At 51.8% G+C, this 15,808-nt stretch carries 13 protein-coding genes and 1 tRNA gene; 5 read left to right on the forward strand and 9 right to left on the reverse strand.

Going from position 1 to position 15,808, the window contains the following annotated elements:
- Positions 1-60: 60 nt before the first annotated feature.
- The 3 genes from petF1 to ACK4IR_RS05120 all read right to left on the reverse strand — a co-directional run bounded on the left by petF1 (position 61) and on the right by ACK4IR_RS05120 (position 4,514).
- On the reverse strand, positions 61-357 hold the full coding sequence (gene petF1, locus ACK4IR_RS05110; protein WP_409873075.1) for a ferredoxin PetF1: 297 nt from the start codon (positions 355-357) through the stop codon (positions 61-63).
- Between the two features lie 198 nt (positions 358-555).
- Positions 556-3,936 carry a glycosyltransferase gene (locus ACK4IR_RS05115; protein ID WP_409873077.1) on the reverse strand — a complete coding sequence of 1,127 codons (3,381 nt, stop codon included), beginning with the start codon at positions 3,934-3,936 and terminating at the stop codon, positions 556-558.
- A gap of 110 nt (positions 3,937-4,046) precedes the next feature.
- Complete coding sequence (locus ACK4IR_RS05120; RefSeq protein WP_409873079.1) at positions 4,047-4,514, reverse strand: type IV pilin protein; 468 nt, start codon at positions 4,512-4,514, stop codon at positions 4,047-4,049.
- 439 nt (positions 4,515-4,953) lie between these two features.
- Between ACK4IR_RS05120 and hemE the strand changes: the two genes are divergently transcribed.
- From hemE to ACK4IR_RS05135, 3 genes are read left to right on the forward strand one after another with little or no spacing between them, the layout of a single operon-like run.
- Positions 4,954-5,985, forward strand: a complete 1,032-nt coding sequence (gene hemE, locus ACK4IR_RS05125) for a uroporphyrinogen decarboxylase (protein ID WP_409873081.1) — start codon at positions 4,954-4,956, stop codon at positions 5,983-5,985.
- On the forward strand, positions 5,985-6,932 hold the full coding sequence (locus tag ACK4IR_RS05130) for an NAD-dependent epimerase/dehydratase family protein (protein ID WP_409873083.1): 948 nt from the start codon (positions 5,985-5,987) through the stop codon (positions 6,930-6,932). Before hemE ends, ACK4IR_RS05130 begins: the two co-directional genes overlap by 1 nt.
- 21 nt (positions 6,933-6,953) lie before the next feature.
- The gene (locus ACK4IR_RS05135) at positions 6,954-7,421 is read left to right on the forward strand and encodes an EVE domain-containing protein (RefSeq protein WP_409873085.1); all 468 of its coding nucleotides are present in this window, start codon (positions 6,954-6,956) and stop codon (positions 7,419-7,421) included.
- Here ACK4IR_RS05135 and ACK4IR_RS05140 read toward each other — a convergent pair.
- The 5 genes from ACK4IR_RS05140 to ACK4IR_RS05160 all read right to left on the reverse strand — a co-directional run bounded on the left by ACK4IR_RS05140 (position 7,418) and on the right by ACK4IR_RS05160 (position 11,747).
- Positions 7,418-7,960, reverse strand: a complete 543-nt coding sequence (locus ACK4IR_RS05140; protein ID WP_409873087.1) for a hypothetical protein — start codon at positions 7,958-7,960, stop codon at positions 7,418-7,420. The two genes, ACK4IR_RS05135 and ACK4IR_RS05140, sit on opposite strands and share 4 nt — an antisense overlap.
- A gap of 49 nt (positions 7,961-8,009) precedes the next feature.
- Complete coding sequence (gcvT, locus tag ACK4IR_RS05145; RefSeq protein WP_409873088.1) at positions 8,010-9,086, reverse strand: glycine cleavage system aminomethyltransferase GcvT; 1,077 nt, start codon at positions 9,084-9,086, stop codon at positions 8,010-8,012.
- Positions 9,079-11,130: a thioredoxin domain-containing protein gene (locus ACK4IR_RS05150; protein ID WP_409873089.1), complete on the reverse strand. Its 2,052-nt coding sequence runs from the start codon at positions 11,128-11,130 to the stop codon at positions 9,079-9,081. Before ACK4IR_RS05150 ends, gcvT begins: the two co-directional genes overlap by 8 nt.
- The gene (folB, locus tag ACK4IR_RS05155) at positions 11,114-11,503 is read right to left on the reverse strand and encodes a dihydroneopterin aldolase (protein ID WP_409873090.1); all 390 of its coding nucleotides are present in this window, start codon (positions 11,501-11,503) and stop codon (positions 11,114-11,116) included. The genes ACK4IR_RS05150 and folB overlap by 17 nt, the downstream gene beginning before the upstream one ends.
- A gap of 163 nt (positions 11,504-11,666) precedes the next feature.
- A tRNA-Leu gene (locus ACK4IR_RS05160) sits at positions 11,667-11,747 on the reverse strand.
- Positions 11,748-11,854: 107 nt separating this feature from the next.
- Between ACK4IR_RS05160 and ACK4IR_RS05165 the strand changes: the two genes are divergently transcribed.
- On the forward strand, positions 11,855-12,271 hold the full coding sequence (locus ACK4IR_RS05165) for a heavy metal-responsive transcriptional regulator (protein WP_409873092.1): 417 nt from the start codon (positions 11,855-11,857) through the stop codon (positions 12,269-12,271).
- On the opposite strand, the gene pxcA is transcribed toward ACK4IR_RS05165, so the two are convergent.
- Entirely contained in the window at positions 12,272-13,654 is a 1,383-nt protein-coding gene (gene pxcA / locus ACK4IR_RS05170) for a proton extrusion protein PcxA (protein ID WP_409873094.1), read from the reverse strand.
- Between the two features lie 78 nt (positions 13,655-13,732).
- Between pxcA and ACK4IR_RS05175 the strand changes: the two genes are divergently transcribed.
- Positions 13,733-15,805, forward strand: coding sequence for a recombinase family protein (locus ACK4IR_RS05175; RefSeq protein ID WP_409873095.1), 2,073 nt, complete (start codon positions 13,733-13,735; stop codon positions 15,803-15,805).
- The last annotated feature ends 3 nt before the right edge of the window (positions 15,806-15,808 follow it).

Consider the following 15,808-nt stretch of genomic DNA (forward strand, 5'->3'; position numbering starts at 1 on the left):
AAATAAAGGGGCGATGCCCAATGACAACCGCCCCAGCAAGATAAATTGTGCAAAATTGCTCTAGTAGAGTTCTTCCTCTTGGTTGGTGAGGATTTTGCAGTCAGAGCGGGGATAGGCGACACAGGTGAGCACAAAGCCCTTCTCGATTTGATCATCATCCAAGAAGGACTGATCCGACTGATCCACTTCTCCTTCCAGGAGCTTACCGGCACAAGTGGAACAAGCACCGGCACGACAGGAGAAGGGCAGGTCTAAGCCTTGCTCTTCAGCCACATCCAGAATGTACTCATCTTCGGGTACGTCAATTGTTGTTTCGTTTCCATCAGGACGCACGAGCGTTACTTTGTAGGTTGCCATGAATCTTGTCCTCTCATTTATGGAAAAGGCAGGGAGCCATCACGCTCCAATTTAGATACTAGGGGAAAACCCCAGCCTTGATAGTTGGATTCAAGTCGCGCTTCGTATCGTTTTCGTAATTTGAGGCTCCCAAGGTATCTGAAATACTTATAGACATTAAAGCCTATGGAGAAAATTAAGCAAACTCGATGACCGGCCCTATTCACCGACACGATGGCGCGGCGGCACAACCAGCTCCCCTGTTCGATACCGATTTACCATGGCCGTTAGGGCTTGCTCCATCTCACGGCTAAAGCGTTGGGGATTCCACAGGGGGGCACGGCGTTTGGCTTGGCGCAGCTTCCAACTCACCCGCTGCCGCAGATCTGGCTCGGTGCCAAAACGAATTCCCCAATTCACATACTCCGCATCGGTCCAGGCAATTCCCTCCTCCACGCCCACATTTTTCAAGAAAGTGTAAGTATGGCGAGCCACAAACTGCTGCCCCACCTTCGTTACAATCGGCACCTCCAACCAGAGGGCTTCGAGACTCATGCCACCCCCTGCATAGGGATAGGTATCCAAGACCACATCCACATCGTAGAAATTGGCACGGTGAATTTCCGGCGGGTTAGGGGTGAGAAAATAAAGCTTATTCAGGTCAAAGCCGTGAGCTTCAGCAACACTGCGACACCACTCTTCAAAAGTAGAGCTGCCACTATGGTACTTCACAATGAGAACCGCATTAGGAACTGCTTCAACAATTGCAAATTGTAGCCTGAGTATTTCGGGTTGAATTTTGCTAGCTCGTTGGGCACACATGAAAACTACTGTATCGGCACTCAGACCCAGTTGGTCACGAATGCCGGTTTTATTTGCAACCTCATAGCCATCGAGGGAGAGATAGCAATCCGGCAATCGCCACAGTGTCTCTGTGTACCATGCTTGTGCTCCCTCCGGAAGAACATAGGGGTCAACGATAAAGTAATCCACCGTCGGTATGCCACTGGCATCAAATCCCACCCATGTTGCTTGTACCGGTGCCGGCTTAAGATGGAGAGTCATCCAAGACATATCAATAGTGCAGCTATCAAGATCAATTAGGATATCTAAATCATCCTCATATATGGTAGTTGCTATTTTTTCTGCATCCGGCTCTGAAAGAGAACGAAAGTGATCGAAAGAAGCCTTGAACCATTCACGCATGCCATCAGATAACTCTTTTCTATACTCAACACTGTAGGCGTATAATGTAAGGCTTTCTCTGTTCCGCAAGCGGATAAAGGAGCGGATTTGATTGCCGGCAGGGTGTGTCTTAAAGCAAACACCAATGAAGCCAACTTTTATTTTTCTAGGCTCAGAGTTGCCCGAAAAAATCGTCCTTGCGCGCCGATATTTATTAAGTTGGTAAAAAAGAGAAGCTTTTTCTTGAGTTTTTTGGTTTCTGTGGTTAAAGATTGGCTTTAGAAAACTTGGTTGATCAATATAATGTGTTAATATAAAGTAAGAAGAAACAGTATAAAATAAAGTGGGAAAAGTAACGTTATTTTCGTTTAATTGTTGATAATAGTTTTTAAGATTATCATTGTTATTTAGCCACTCTCTCCACAGATGATCGATTTGTTGTGAGAGTTGTACATTGTACTTATAGGTTTGTAAAACGTTTATTTTACAGCTCAAAGCTATGTCTTTACCAACGGCAGTCAAACTCAGGGAATCTTCTAAAAGTGAGTTAGCACAAACTAAAGCTAGCTCTGGTGACCTTGACCTAGTCAGGGCTGAAGCCAGAAAGTGATAGGCAGCGAATTCAACCTCCGATATTTTCATGTAGGTTCCTGCTAATTTTTTTGCGTTTTTTTCTGGATCATTCAGGATCAACTCAAATAGTAAATGACTGATTTCTTTCCGTAAGTTAAATTGACATGCCCAGTTTTCGATTAATTTATTAGTTTCTTCGTCAGTTTCATATTCGACCAACAGTTTCTTCAGTATTCCTAAAATAGATTTTTTATCATCTTCTGCTATTTCAATATTTTCAAGGCAAAGGCTATTGAAACTGCTAATCAAAGATTTAATATCATCAGAGGGTAAAGATAGTGCAATAGATACACCTAAAAGAGGAATAAACGTTTCAATGGTGGCTTGAAAGTCATAGGCATAACTTGCAAGCGCAAATCTACTCTCTAATGCAAACTTTTCGTGATTTGCTAAGTTCACCAATATCTTAGACCAAGCGTGAGCAGCTTTAAGATACTGCTCCTCGGGGCAATCAGTCATATAAAAAGACCATAACAATTGTGCTTCTGTTTCTTTTCCTTGTAGAATATATGCAGCACCTTGGTAAGCAAACCAAATAATCTCCTCAGGAAATTTTTCAATCAATTCAACACAAACATCAACGACTAACTGATATTTCTCATGCTTTAGATAAAATTCAAGGCGATTTTCCCAGTCCTTAGCGGTGATTAAAGTAAGTTGATTATTAATTATAAACTCTAAGGCAGTGATCCATTCATCTGCACGCCGACGCCAAGTATAGTGCTCGTGGATATAGTTGACTTGAGCTTGTAAATGACTTTCTAATTTGAGATGATTTTCCGGACAGGAAAATTGCTCTATAACTCGTCCCAGCGACTGCTCATAATTTGCTTGATAGATTGGCCAATCAGTAGTGAATTCCACAAGTTCTGCAAACCCTGCCGTTGTTTCCGGAAGTGCACCCAGTCTAGATGTGACAATAAAACAACCGCTGGCCATTGCTTCAAGAACAGCAATACAGGAGGTTTCAGGAAAGGTATTAGGATAACTCAAAATAGCAACTTTTTTTAAGGCTTCTGCTAATCCTCTCTGGGAACAAGAGCCGTAGTAGTTAACTCTTGGAAGCTCTTTGAATTTTTCATAGAGTGCTTGCCATTGATCCTCGGCAGGACTGACTTGATAAACTTTCATACTGGAATAAACTTCTAACTCTAGATTGGGGTAGCGTTGGTAGAGCCTTGGATAAATTTGTGCTAACTGGTCTAGGCCACGAAAAGGAGTACTGGTATAAGCAAGCCTTACAGTGGGTAACTTGTGTTGAAGAATTGATTCTTCTGGGGAAAATAGATGTTCAAAATATGGGCTAACGGCATTGCGTAAGACAACTAGCATATTGGGATCAATCTTAAACTCGCTTAGATACTGGTGCCGCTGCCACTCACTAACAACGATAATACGATCTATTAGGGAGATGATTCTAGAATCTTTTAAGCTTTGAGCTGCTGGTTGATCTACATGATGTTGTATCCACAAGAGTAAACTAGTACTTGGAGGTAGTACTGTGCGCAGCTCTTCAATACAAAAAGCACTGTTGAGTACAACACAAACATCAGGGTAAATAGAAGTTAAACTTTCTTTGGAAAGGGCAAAGAGAGGTAGATGAAGAATCCCTTCAACAATGGTGATTTTTTGACACTTGTTAGCTAGAAAGACCTCATGCCCTTTCTCATGGAGGGTAAGTAGCAAGTAGCAAAGTGCTGACTGTGATCCTCCCAAAGGGCTTTCTTTGGGTGTCTCAACTGTATACGAGAGTGGCGAAGGATCAACAAAAAGTAAACGCATAGATGTTGCTAGCTGGTGGTCAACATATAATATTAAACATACAAAAAGCTAGGAAGATTTTTCCTAGCTAAGTTCAACACTTCAGGATTTAACTGTGCTCTCTGTAAGATTTATGAGCAGTCAGTAGGTACGCCATTATAAGGTGACGTTTTCTTTACGACCACAGTTGCACTTGTTGTACCGTTGTTAGCAATAACACAGCCTTTAACACCTGTACCCGCACTATCAGTGGCAGCAAGGTTAATGTACGCTGTATCCGGATTTCCAGCTAACATTGTTACGCTGTATCCCTCAACATTAGTAATGGAGCTGCCTACCCCCAACTCGTTCACATCAGCAGCAAAGCGGGTGTTCTCCAAGCGATAGGCCTGCTGCGCACGGTTGACAGCACCAGCAGCGTTTTTGGCAGCGGATAGACGGGCTTTGTTGGCTTGGTTGAGCATTGAGGGCAGGGCGATGGCGGCAAGGATACCGATGATAATCACCACCACCAGCAGCTCAATGAGGGTGAAGCCTTCATCGGCTTTTTTCTTGGCCAGCAGGTGCTGAAGGAATTTGGCTTTCAGTTCGGTTTTCATATTTTGAGACTCCTTAGGTCAAGACATATTTGCCTCTAGCCATAACATACCCACCCGCTGCGGCAAAATTAACACCCCTGCTAAAAAGTTTCCGATTTTTTCCTTTGCTCCCCCCGCTGATTTTCAGCAAGGATAGAGAAAGGGCGTAGCTTATGATGTAGCTAGGTACGTTTCCCTCGACCATGGCTTGTCCAGCGGCGTCATCTGAACTTGCCCAAGTCCTTACGGCTATTCAAGGGGTTTGACTCTAATAACAAAAACAACGACTCGCAGTTTCAGCCGCAGGCATAAAAGCAATTCTCGTCTGGGGTGTAGGAGCGATCGCCCCCTAGGGTATGATCGTAGGGTTAAGCTCTGGGAACCGCAGGCAACTCCTGAAGGGGGCTTGCAAAACAAGTTTTTCGGAGCCGTTGAAACCGATTGGAATTGAAACTCTAGGATGACCACCCCTTTACTCCTACGCGCGGCCCGTGGTGAAAGCGTTGAGCGTCCCCCCATCTGGTTAATGCGGCAAGCGGGGCGCTACATGAAGGTCTACCGGGATTTGCGCGATCGCTACCCCTCGTTTCGCCAGCGATCGGAGATTCCTGAACTGGCCATTGAAATTTCGCTCCAACCCTTTCGTGCTTTCGCCCCAGATGGCGTGATCCTCTTTTCGGATATTCTTACGCCCCTGCCGGGGATTGGCATTCCCTTTGACATTGTCGAGAGTAAAGGGCCGATTATTGATCCACCCATCCGCACCCTTGAGCAGGTGCAGCAACTCCATCCCCTAGAACCGGAAGCAGCCTGTCCCTTTATTCGCCCGATTCTTTCGACGCTGCGCCAAGAGGTGGGCGATCGCGCCACCGTACTGGGGTTTGCCGGTGCCCCTTGGACCCTTGCGGCCTACGCCATTGAGGGCAAAAGCTCCAAGGACTACATTGAAATCAAAACCATGGCCTACCGCGAGCCGGCGTTGCTCCACAAGTTCTTGAACCACTTGGCCACTGCTATTGCTGACTACCTCTGCTATCAAATTGACTGTGGTGCCCAAGTGGTACAACTCTTTGATTCGTGGGCAGGTCAGCTGAGTCGTCAGGACTACGATACTTTTGCCTTCCCCTACCAAAAGCAGGTGGTGCAGCAGGTGAAAGCCGTCTATCCCGATGTGCCGATTATTCTCTACATCAACGGCAGTGCCGCAGTGGTGGATCGTATGGCGGCAACGGGGGTAGATATTGTCAGCCTTGACTGGACGGTGGACATCGGCACGATTCGCCAGCAGTTTCCTGCTCATGTAGGTCTTCAGGGGAATTTAGACCCGGCCACGCTCTTTGCCCCACAGCCGGTACTCAAGGAACGGGCCCTTGCAATTATCGAGGCGGGGCGCAAGGGCAAATACATCTTTAACCTTGGCCATGGTGTTCTCCAAGGAACCCCTGAGGAGAATGTAGGCTTTCTCTTTGATCTGGTGAAGTCCCTCGGCTAATGCGCATCCTGATCACGGGCGCCAGTGGTTGCATCGGTCAGTACATCTCTGAGGCGCTGATCCAAGAGACGGATCACGAACTCTTTTTGCTGGTGCGCAACCCCGCACGGCTGCAAATTGATCTGCAGCGGCGAGCCGGCGTGAACGTGATTCAGGGGGATTTGCTTGATCTAGCTCCCTTGAAACCTCTACTGCCGACTCTTGATGTGGCAATTTTAACCGCAACCGCTTGGGGGGGAGACAAGGTGTTTGCCATTAACTACGAGCAAACCTGCTCCCTTCTTAGACAACTGGATCCGCAGCGCTGCCGGCGGGTCTTTTATTTTTCAACGGCAAGTATCCTCAATCATCAGATGGAACCGCTGCCGGAAGCGGGTACCTTGGGCACGGATTACATTCGCTCAAAGTACGAGTGTCTCCATGCCATTGAGCAGTTGCCGGTGAGCGATCGCCTCATTGAACTGTTTCCGACCATGGTGTTTGGAGGGGGGGCTGATGGCAAGCGTCCTTCCTTCATTACGGAGGGCATGGGCGAGGCTCTGAAGTGGCTGTGGTTGGCTCGCTTTTTCCGCGCCGATGCCAGTTTTCACTTTATCCATGCCCGCGATATTGCCCAAGTGGTTCTCTACCTATTGCAGCATCCTGAGTATGCGGTACCGCGTCGCGTGGTTCTGGGTAACCCCCCCATTACGGTTAATGAGATGTTGGCGCAGTTGTGTGCTGCTGCCAAGCTGCCCATCTATGTACAAGTGTCCTTGACCCTGCCGGTGATTAACTTCTTTGTACGCGTGTTTCGGGTGCAAATGTCGCCTTGGGATTATTTCTGCTTGAACTATCGCAACTTCACCTACAAAACGGTGCTGAATCCCCAGAGCTTGGGGCTAACCCCCTACTGTGCCACGGTGGCGGATTTGTTACGCTGTAGCTTAGGCACAGCAGAGCTGTAGGCGTCGGTTAGAGACTTCTCCATGGCAGGCATTTGGTTACTGAAGTCGGAGCCTAGCGTTTTTTCTTGGCAGGATCTGAAGGCAGCGCCGCAACAAACCACCTGCTGGGAGGGCGTACGCAACTACCAAGCCCGCAATTTTATCCGCGATCACATGCGGGTGGGCGATCGCGTCCTCTTTTATCACAGTAATGCTAAACCACCGGCGATCATGGGCATTGCTGAAGTGGTCACGCCCCCCTATCCGGATCACTTTGCTTGGAATCCCGAGAGTCCCTACTTTGACCCCAAAAGTACCCCCGGCCATGCCCGCTGGTTTATGGTGGATATCCAGTATCGCCGCGACTTTGTGCCTCCCATTACCCTTCCAGAACTGCGGCAAGTCTCCGCTCTAGAGGGGATGCTGCTGCTGCAAAGAGGCTGCCGTCTTTCGGTACAACCCGTCACTGAATCGGAGTGGCAGATCATTCTCAGCCTGCGATCGTCCTAAGGCTGACGAAGCAGGCGGCGTAGATAGGGTAAATTTTTTAGGTGGCGATCGCTAGAGTATTGAAAGCCAAAATCCGCATATTCTGCGGTGTTCACCAGTCGCCGAAACGCCGATAAGCCAATGCGTCGTTTGCCATCAAGGGTACTCACTTTCGAGTTGGGATTGTTGAGGTCTCCCCCCAACAGTTGAAAGGCCTCTTCCGGCGTCAGCCACTCCTTGCTGGGATCAGCAGTGGGAATTTTTTCCTCAAGGTGTTTGAGCTTGGTGACGAGGCTTTCCCAGAGGTTGCGGCGAGGTTGTTGCTGGTGCAAACCAGAGGTGAGCGATCGCCACAGAAGTTGCAGTTGCAGCCCCAGATATTGGAAAAAACGCTTGATCAACCGTCCAATCTGCCTCAAAAGCAGGGGGAATCCCGTGGGCGGCGGTGGGGGCGATCGCTCAATCACCACCATACTCCAACCGCAGACACTACACACTTGGCGGCCAGAAGACAGCGGCTTTCCTAAACGGGCAGAACAGCGAGGGCAAGTTTCCAGCATTCGTTGTGCGTCACCACTGATGGATTAAATTTTAGCGGAATTGCACCAGCTACCGAGGGCGGCGATAGAAGGGGCGAGGAACCACCACCGCCGGCACCCGCCGATCGCGCACCTGTACCTCCAGTTCACGCCCGATGTGGGCAAACTCTGGAAAAACATAGCCAAGGGCGATCGCCTTCCCCAAGGTGGGAGATAGGGTGCCACTGGTGACTTCCCCCACAGCCTGTGCCCCCGCATAAATCCGATAGCCGTGGCGGGCAATGCCTTTGCCGAGGAGTTCTAAACCCACCAATTGCCGTTCAATCCCCTGCTGCTTTTGCGCCACGAGGGCAGCACGCCCCACAAAATCGGGCTTTTGCCAATCAATCAGCCAATCCAGACCCGCCTCTAGGGGAGTCGTTTGCTCATCCATATCTTGGCCGTAGAGGAGCATGGCCGCCTCCAATCGCAGAGTATCCCGCGCCCCTAGGCCACAGGGAGTAACACCGGCTGCCAGCAGAGTTTGCCACACCTGTTGCCCCAATTCCGGCGGGACAAGAATTTCCCAACCATCTTCGCCCGTATAGCCGGTGCGAGCAATCCAAGCGGGCTGTCCCAGTAGGTTCACCTGAGCATGGCGATAGGCCTTGATTTCCTTGAGGGGGCGATCGCACAGAGGCATTAGGGTTGCTGTCGCGGCAGGGCCTTGAAGGGCAATGAGCGCCTGTGTTGCTGACTCATCAATGAACTCAATACTGGTGGGTAAATACTTCTGAAACCATGCCCAATCCTTAGCAGTGGTAGCTGCATTCACAATACAGCGGACTTGGCGATCGCCAATGTAGAGAATGACATCATCCACAATGCCTCCGCCCTCATTGAGAAGAACCGTATATTTTGCTTGGCCGGGTTGCAAACGACTCAGATCCGTGGGCAGCCGCTCTTGTAATGCGGCGATCGCCCCAGAGCCTCGCAGGAGAAACTTGCCCATGTGGGAAATATCAAACATCCCCACCTGCTGCCGCACCGCTTGGTGTTCCTGCAAAATGCTGCTGTACTGGAGGGGCATCTCCCACTCGCCAAAGGGGGTAAACCGTGCCCCTTGGTGCAGGCGGTAGAGGGGGGTGCGACGCAACGCTTCAGCCATAGGTCACCGATGGAAACAGATCATCCAGTTGTTGTTGCAGTTGGGCGGGGGTTAGTGCTGGTTCACGGCAGCGTAGACCTTCACAGACAAGGGCAAGCGGTTCGAGGTCATCGCGAATTTTTAGGATGGCCGTCGGCAAGTAGCGATCCCAAAGGGTTGCCAGCCCCTGCGGGCGCACCTGGACACAGACAGGCTGCAGGTACCACTGTAATGCCGCCAACAGGCTTGGACAACTCTGGGGTGAAGATTGCAGGAGCGGGCTAAAGAAACGCAGTCCCTTTTCTGCCTGTTCAAGATAGGCGGGATTCTCTGTGAGCAAGAAAAGTTGCACCAAGTTGGCGATCGCCACCCCATTGGCCGAGGGTGTGGCATTATCCAGCCCTTCCCGCTGGCGCACAATTAAGTCGGCTCGCTGCGGCGCATTGTAGTAGCCCCCATTATCCGCTGCCAACTCCCGATCAAACAGCGTTTGATACTGAATGGCCCACTGCAGCCACGGCTGTGCCGCCTCCTCCACTGCTAAACTGGCCTGATGCAGGGCAAGCAGGGCTTGGATCCAGTAGGCGTAATCCTCCGCTTGGGCCGCTTCAGCCACAGTACCCCCATAGTTTAGACGGTAGAGTTTGCCCTGTTGATATTGATGCGCGTGGAGCCATTCGGCCGCCTTAGCCGCCCGTTGCCAGTAGGTGCGCTCTTGCCAGACTTGGGCGGCGGTGGCCAAGCCGGTAATCATCAGGCTGTTCCAGGCCAAAATCATTTTGGTATCGGTGACGGGGGGAATCCGTCCCGGCCAAGCCCGCCCTTTAGCGGTTGCATTGTCGGTGGCCACGGGAAAGGGCAGATCCACGGGGGTATCGGCACCATAGCGGCGGGCAAAGAGCTTCCGCAGAATCGGTTTTAGAGCCGCAGGCTGTTCGGGAGGACGGATCTGTTTGAGCACAATCTTGCCCTCGAAGTTGCCCTGGGGCGAGAGGTCGAAATGGGTTTGCAGTTGTGCCAATTCCGTTGGGGTTAGGATCTGCACTAGCTCTGCATATTCCCAGCAGTAAAAGGCGCCCTCCTCAGGTTCAGGATCATTGGCACCGACAAAGCTATCGGCATCCTGCGCGGCATAGAAGTAGCCCTCAGGGGCAGTCATTTCCCGATCTAGCCATTGAATCGTTTGGGCAATGGCCGCGGGAATCTGGGGGGAGCGATCGCCCTGCTGCCACAGCCGTGCTAAGTAGGTCACAATTTGGCCGTTGTCGTAGAGCATTTTCTCAAAGTGGGGTACCGTCCACCGAGGATCCACGGTGTAGCGATGCCAGCCGCCCCCCACATGGTCGTAGATGCCCCCCTGCAGAAGGTTGTGTCCCCGCTGCCGACACAGGTGCAAGAGTTCTGGAGGATTGGGACTCAAAGCCAGCCCCTGCAGGAGCATTTGGGCATAGGGCATCATGGGGAAGCAGGTGCCGTGGGGGCGATCGCGCAAAATCGGCATGACTTGGCGAATTCCTGTCCTTAGGAGGTCTTCGCTCAGAGGAACGGCCTCTCCCAACTCGGCGGGGGGAGCAAGATATTGCCAAAGGGTGGCCTGTTGGGCAGCCAGCTTCTCCTTTTCTTGGTCATAGAAGCGCCGCACCGCCTGCAACACCTGCAAAAACCCCGGCCGGCCATAGCGGGGTTGCACCGGAAAGTAAGTGCCGCCGTAAAAGGGACGGCAATCCAAGGGGGTGAGAAAGATATTCAGCGGCCAGCCCCCTTCCCCCGTCATCAGTTGCAAGGCCTGCATATAGATGCTGTCAATGTCGGGTCGCTCCTCGCGATCCACCTTAATCGGCAGGAAATGGGCATTGAGATAGGCAGCAATCTCCAAATCCGAAAAGGCTTCTCCCTCCATCACCGTGCACCAGTGGCAACTGGAATAGCCAATCGAGAGAAAGATCACCCGATCCTCGGCAGCGGCTTTGGCGAGGGCTTCCTCGCACCACGGCCACCAGTCAATAGGGTTTTCGGCGTGCTTGCGCAGATAGAGGCTTTGGCACTGGCTAAGGCGATTCGGCATGGGGGCGTACCATCTCAACACTAATTTGACCAGTAAAGTTGGGCACCGGGGGAGCCAGTTTTGTGACCCGCACGGCAGCCCGCTGCACCTGGGGCGGGGCAAGGCAAAGGTTCAGGATTGCGGCTGCGAGGGTCTCGATGAGCTGAAAGCGCTCCTGCTGCATGAGCCGCTCAATGGCCTGCAAAAGGGGGCGATAGTCGAGGGTATCCTCCAGGCGATCGCTGGTCGCTGCCGGCGCCATATCAAACCAGAGCTTAATATCAATCTCAAACCACTGGCCGAGAATTTGCTCCTCGGGCAGGGCACCGGTATAGCCGTAATAGCGGATTCCCGAAAGGTGGAGACAATCGGTGGATGATTTGCTCAAGGGCATGGATCCATGACCACATAGGAAAAAATTCTACCGCGCCGACTGCGGGCTGTGCCCCTTGTCCTCCTTCACTGTATCGGCAAAATGCTGACGCTGGCGAGGTTTATGGGGACAGGCTCTTCTCTCCCTAGCAACCGCAAGCGCCTCTACTCGACCCCGGCGACAATGCGGATGGCGAGACTCGAACTCGCATGGCAAAGCCACACGCCCCTCAAACGTGCGCGTATACCAATTCCGCCACATCCGCTTGGAATTCTAATTATAGCGCAGATTCCAGATTTCCAAAAGGGGTGATCTGGCCTTCAAGGAGCAGAAAATTGAGATAAAGGGGTTGCCCCTCTGGGAGGAACGACCATGAATGCAGCCGCCTATTTGATCGGTACCGTTGCCCGCAGCAGTGGTCTGCCGGTCAAGACCATTCGCTATTACGAGGAGTTGGAGCTGTTGCGCACCGTGGGCAGAACAAGCGGTGGTTATCGTCTTTTTGCCGAGGATGTCTTTATTCGCCTGAGTTTTATCAAACGTGCCCAGTCCCTTGGTCTTACCCTGAGCGAGATCAAAGCCTTACTGGAGGTGTACGATCGCGGCCAGATTCCCTGCGACCACATCAAGGAAAAGTTAGAGGAAAAATTGGCTGCCGTTGAGGCACAAATTCAGCAGTTGCACATTCTCAAGCAGGAATTGCAAGGTCTCCTGTCGGGCTGGCGATCGCCCACTCACCCCCCAGCGGGCACCATCTGTCCCATTCTGCAGCCCGTCCCCCCTTCCTAACTACTCGTTCATATTCTTGTAGGTGGCCACTGCCGAAGGGGAAATCTGATTAAGATAACGGAAAATCCAATACTTAAACACCGTATCCAGCATCACCGGAAACGTGGCAATGAACATATTGATAAAGTCTTCATTGCGGGGAAAGCCAAAGTGCTCCAGTGCATTGTTGACAAGCACTTCCCAGCCGTGGGGAGAGTGGAAGCCAACAAATACATCTGTAAACAGGATGATAATAAAGGCCTTGGCGCTATCACTGAAGCCGTAGACCACCTCATCCAAGAATGTCTTGACAATGGCCAGTTGCCGCCGACCGGTAAACACCAGGATCAAAAAAACCGTCAACCCTAGGGCATCGGAGAGGATGTTTTTCAGCGGTTCGATCAGTTCCTTTTGATATTCTGTAGAGAGTTCGATCGCCTTTTCACGAATGCGGGCTTGAATTTCCTCCGGGGAAACCGGCACATTGCTCACCAAGCTCTCAAAGCGAATTTTGTTTTCAAAGCGGGTCAGTTCATCGAGAATGTTGTCCTCCAGTTGGGAGTTAATGATCCGTTCAATCTGACCCACGGCCTTAAAGTGGTTCACCAGGGGGCTGACAATCAGGGCTTTGGAAATCTGCTGCGTCAACAGGGGCAAAATCACCAGCAAGAGCATAAAGCGAACTGCCAGACGGGTGCGTAGCTTCGAGGTGCGAAAATCGCGAACGACTTCGGCTTCAGTGGTTTCATCGGAATTGAGTTCACGGCGAAAGCGATCGGCGGTGCGCAAAATTGAGCGGGGAATAAAGCTGCTATCTAACTTGGAATTGTCGGTGAGATCGTCACTGATATATTCCGACAAATACAGAGAATTATCTTCGATTTTGTCGAGGGCTGCTGCCTGCTGGCGTTGTTGGGGGTCTTGGCGACTGAGGCTGGGACGGGCAAGGGCATTGAGTTCCTTTTCTCGCTGCCGTTTATAGCGGTTGAGGGTGGCATCAATCACCCGCAGCTTTTCATAGACGCTGGGTTCCTCTGTGGTGCTACTGACGGTGGCTGCCACCGTATAGGTTTCCGTTGCCTCATTGGTACTGCCATTCACAGGAGTGGGGAAACTTTGGGGGGGGGCAAGGGGCAAAATTTGACGGCTCGCCCGAAACTCCGTCATCCGCATACGAATGGTTTTTAGCAGTTGTTTTAGCTCTGTCTCGAAATAGCTGGAAACCTCCCCCACCGGCAGATTGAGGGGACTAATAGGCTGACCGTCAAAGTGCTCCAGTTCAATGGTGCGAATTTTCAGAGCAGCTTCATAGGCTTCCTGTAGGGCGCGGTTGGGAGTTGTGAGATACCACTGTTGGGCACGCTTGATCCAGTCTCTGAGGCGAATAAAGGGATTGCTGGACATTGCTGTTGTTCTCTGACCACAGAAGCAATAAATCGCTAGGATAGATAGCATCGTAGCAAATTGACTTGGCGGGCTTAGTTGGCAGTGTTGCAGTGGATCAGTGGCAGGAGTCGCAGTGGCAAAACCTATGCCTTGGTAAGGGAATTTGCCCGCTGGGTTGGGCAGGGTAGCTCAGTGATTCCTCGGGAGCGATCGCTCCTCTTTTTGACGGATACGGTCGAAGGCCGCCAAGCCATCCAACGGGAAATTGAGTCACAGTTGGGCAGCGGCTATGCGCCCTATATCACGACGCCCCTAGGCTTCATGCAGGATGAGGTGGAACTTTTTTGGCCGCTGTTGGTGCAGGCGGAGGCGGTGGCTCCCCGTCTCCCTTTGCGTCTCAAGCCGGAAACGGAATTGATGTGGGCACAGCGGCTGTGGCAGCCTTGGCTTGATCAGAATACCTTTGCCGTGCTCGGTGAAAATCACGACCGGCTCCGCTGCGTCACCGGCGATCGCGCCACTCGCCATCTCCTTGATATTTTTCAACTGGCCGCCTTTGCCCGCCTCAGCCTTGATGATCTGCCCCAACTCCTCAGCAATCATCACCTTGAAATTCCTTCAGAAACCGTGGGGGCGATCGTCACCGCCCTGAAACAGTGGCAAAGCTGGTGTACTGCCCACAGCCTTCTGACCTACGGCATCACCACGGATCTATTTGGCCGAGTTCTCCTTGAGCATCCCCAATACCAAGCCTCCTTAAGGCAGCGGTTTCAGTGTCTTTTGGCCGACAACACCCACAACTATCCGGCGGTGATGGCAGATTTGATCGAACACCTCAACCAACAGGGGATCGAGATTGCCTTGACCCACCAACCCATGGGCGCTGTCCGTCTGGGTCTTGGCGCCGATCCCGATGCCTTTCTCGGCCTCAAAGAACAAGCCACGGTGATTGAGCAATCCCCCCCTGTAAACACGGTTTTTGGTGCGATCGATCTCAGACTTCATATTCAAGCGCTGCTGGCTACTCCCCAATCCACGCTTCCTGAAAAAATAGCAGCGATTCAAACCACCTCGCGGATGCAACTCTTGCAGGAAGTGGTTGAGACGATCGCCGCTGCCATTCATCAGGGGATGGTGCAGCCCAACGAGATTGCCATTCTTGCCCCCGGTTTAGATAGCGTTGCCCGCTATGTCCTCAGCAGCGAGTTCAAAAAACGCCGCATTCCCCTCGTCCTTTGGAATGAGCAGCGCCCCCTGATTCAATCCCCCTTTGTACGTGCCCTTTTGACGTTGTTAACTTTCGTCTATCCCTATACGGGAATTACCTCAGAGGCGACGGCAGTAGCGGAAATGTTAACGGTTTTGCTGCCGCGAGAGATTGATCCTGTGCGGGCAGGCCTGCTCTCTTGCTATTGTTTTCAGGCCGGTCTGGAGAAATCCGAACTGCTGAGCACAACCCAGTATAGCCATTGGGATCGCTTTGGTCATCGTGCCACCAAGGCCTATGAGGAGTTGCGCCATTGGCTCACTGGTCTTGCTCCTGAGAAACCCCCGGTGCATATCCTAGAGGCAGCGATTCAACGTTATCTCTGGCCACAAAACCTGACGGCTAGTGAATTGGCACCCCTGCGATCGCTCCTTGAGGGCACAGCCGCCTACTGGCAAATTTATGATCACCTTGCAGAATACCGAGCTACACCAACGGCTGAGCGACTACGGGAATGGATTTTCCTCCTGCGGCGGGGAACTATAACCGCCGATCCGCTCCCCTCCCTGCGGCAACCCCAAGGGGTCTTATTGGCAACCACGTTTCAATATCGCAGTGCCCAACTGGCCCATCGCTGGCATTTTTGGCTGGATGTGGGAAGTCCGCGTTGGCAGGATGGCGGCTTGCAATGCCTCTGGCAGGCGCCTATGTTTTTGCGGCAGGGGGCGGCCAGTCCCAGTGCTCGGGTGTGGCAGTGGGAGTCAGAACGGCTGGAGCATTTGCTGGTGGATCTGTGCTCCCGGGTCAGCGATCGCCTATTCCTCTGCCACAGTGACTTGGCTGCCAATGGTAGCGAGCAGGAAGGCCCCCTGAGTCCATGGGTGGATCTGGCGGTGGGCGATCGCCCGCAAGCTGTTACCAATGGCACTATGATAAATAACGCGATTTGCTCGACCGCCTAGGGA

It is taken from the genome of Thermosynechococcus sp., from assembly GCF_046299635.1.
GTDB lineage: Bacteria > Cyanobacteriota > Cyanobacteriia > Thermosynechococcales > Thermosynechococcaceae > Thermosynechococcus.

Coding starts and splice junctions, on each gene's coding strand:
- ACK4IR_RS05130 (WP_409873083.1), top strand. CDS start 5,985: ATGCGCATCCTGATCACGGGCGCCAGTGGTTGCATCGGTCAGTACATC.
- ACK4IR_RS05165 (WP_409873092.1), top strand. CDS start 11,855: ATGAATGCAGCCGCCTATTTGATCGGTACCGTTGCCCGCAGCAGTGGT.
- ACK4IR_RS05120 (WP_409873079.1), bottom strand. CDS start 4,514: ATGAAAACCGAACTGAAAGCCAAATTCCTTCAGCACCTGCTGGCCAAG.
- ACK4IR_RS05115 (WP_409873077.1), bottom strand. CDS start 3,936: ATGCGTTTACTTTTTGTTGATCCTTCGCCACTCTCGTATACAGTTGAG.
- petF1 (WP_409873075.1), bottom strand. CDS start 357: ATGGCAACCTACAAAGTAACGCTCGTGCGTCCTGATGGAAACGAAACA.
- ACK4IR_RS05140 (WP_409873087.1), bottom strand. CDS start 7,960: ATGCTGGAAACTTGCCCTCGCTGTTCTGCCCGTTTAGGAAAGCCGCTG.
- pxcA (WP_409873094.1), bottom strand. CDS start 13,654: ATGTCCAGCAATCCCTTTATTCGCCTCAGAGACTGGATCAAGCGTGCC.
- folB (WP_409873090.1), bottom strand. CDS start 11,503: ATGCCCTTGAGCAAATCATCCACCGATTGTCTCCACCTTTCGGGAATC.
- ACK4IR_RS05150 (WP_409873089.1), bottom strand. CDS start 11,130: ATGCCGAATCGCCTTAGCCAGTGCCAAAGCCTCTATCTGCGCAAGCAC.
- hemE (WP_409873081.1), top strand. CDS start 4,954: ATGACCACCCCTTTACTCCTACGCGCGGCCCGTGGTGAAAGCGTTGAG.
- ACK4IR_RS05135 (WP_409873085.1), top strand. CDS start 6,954: ATGGCAGGCATTTGGTTACTGAAGTCGGAGCCTAGCGTTTTTTCTTGG.
- gcvT (WP_409873088.1), bottom strand. CDS start 9,086: ATGGCTGAAGCGTTGCGTCGCACCCCCCTCTACCGCCTGCACCAAGGG.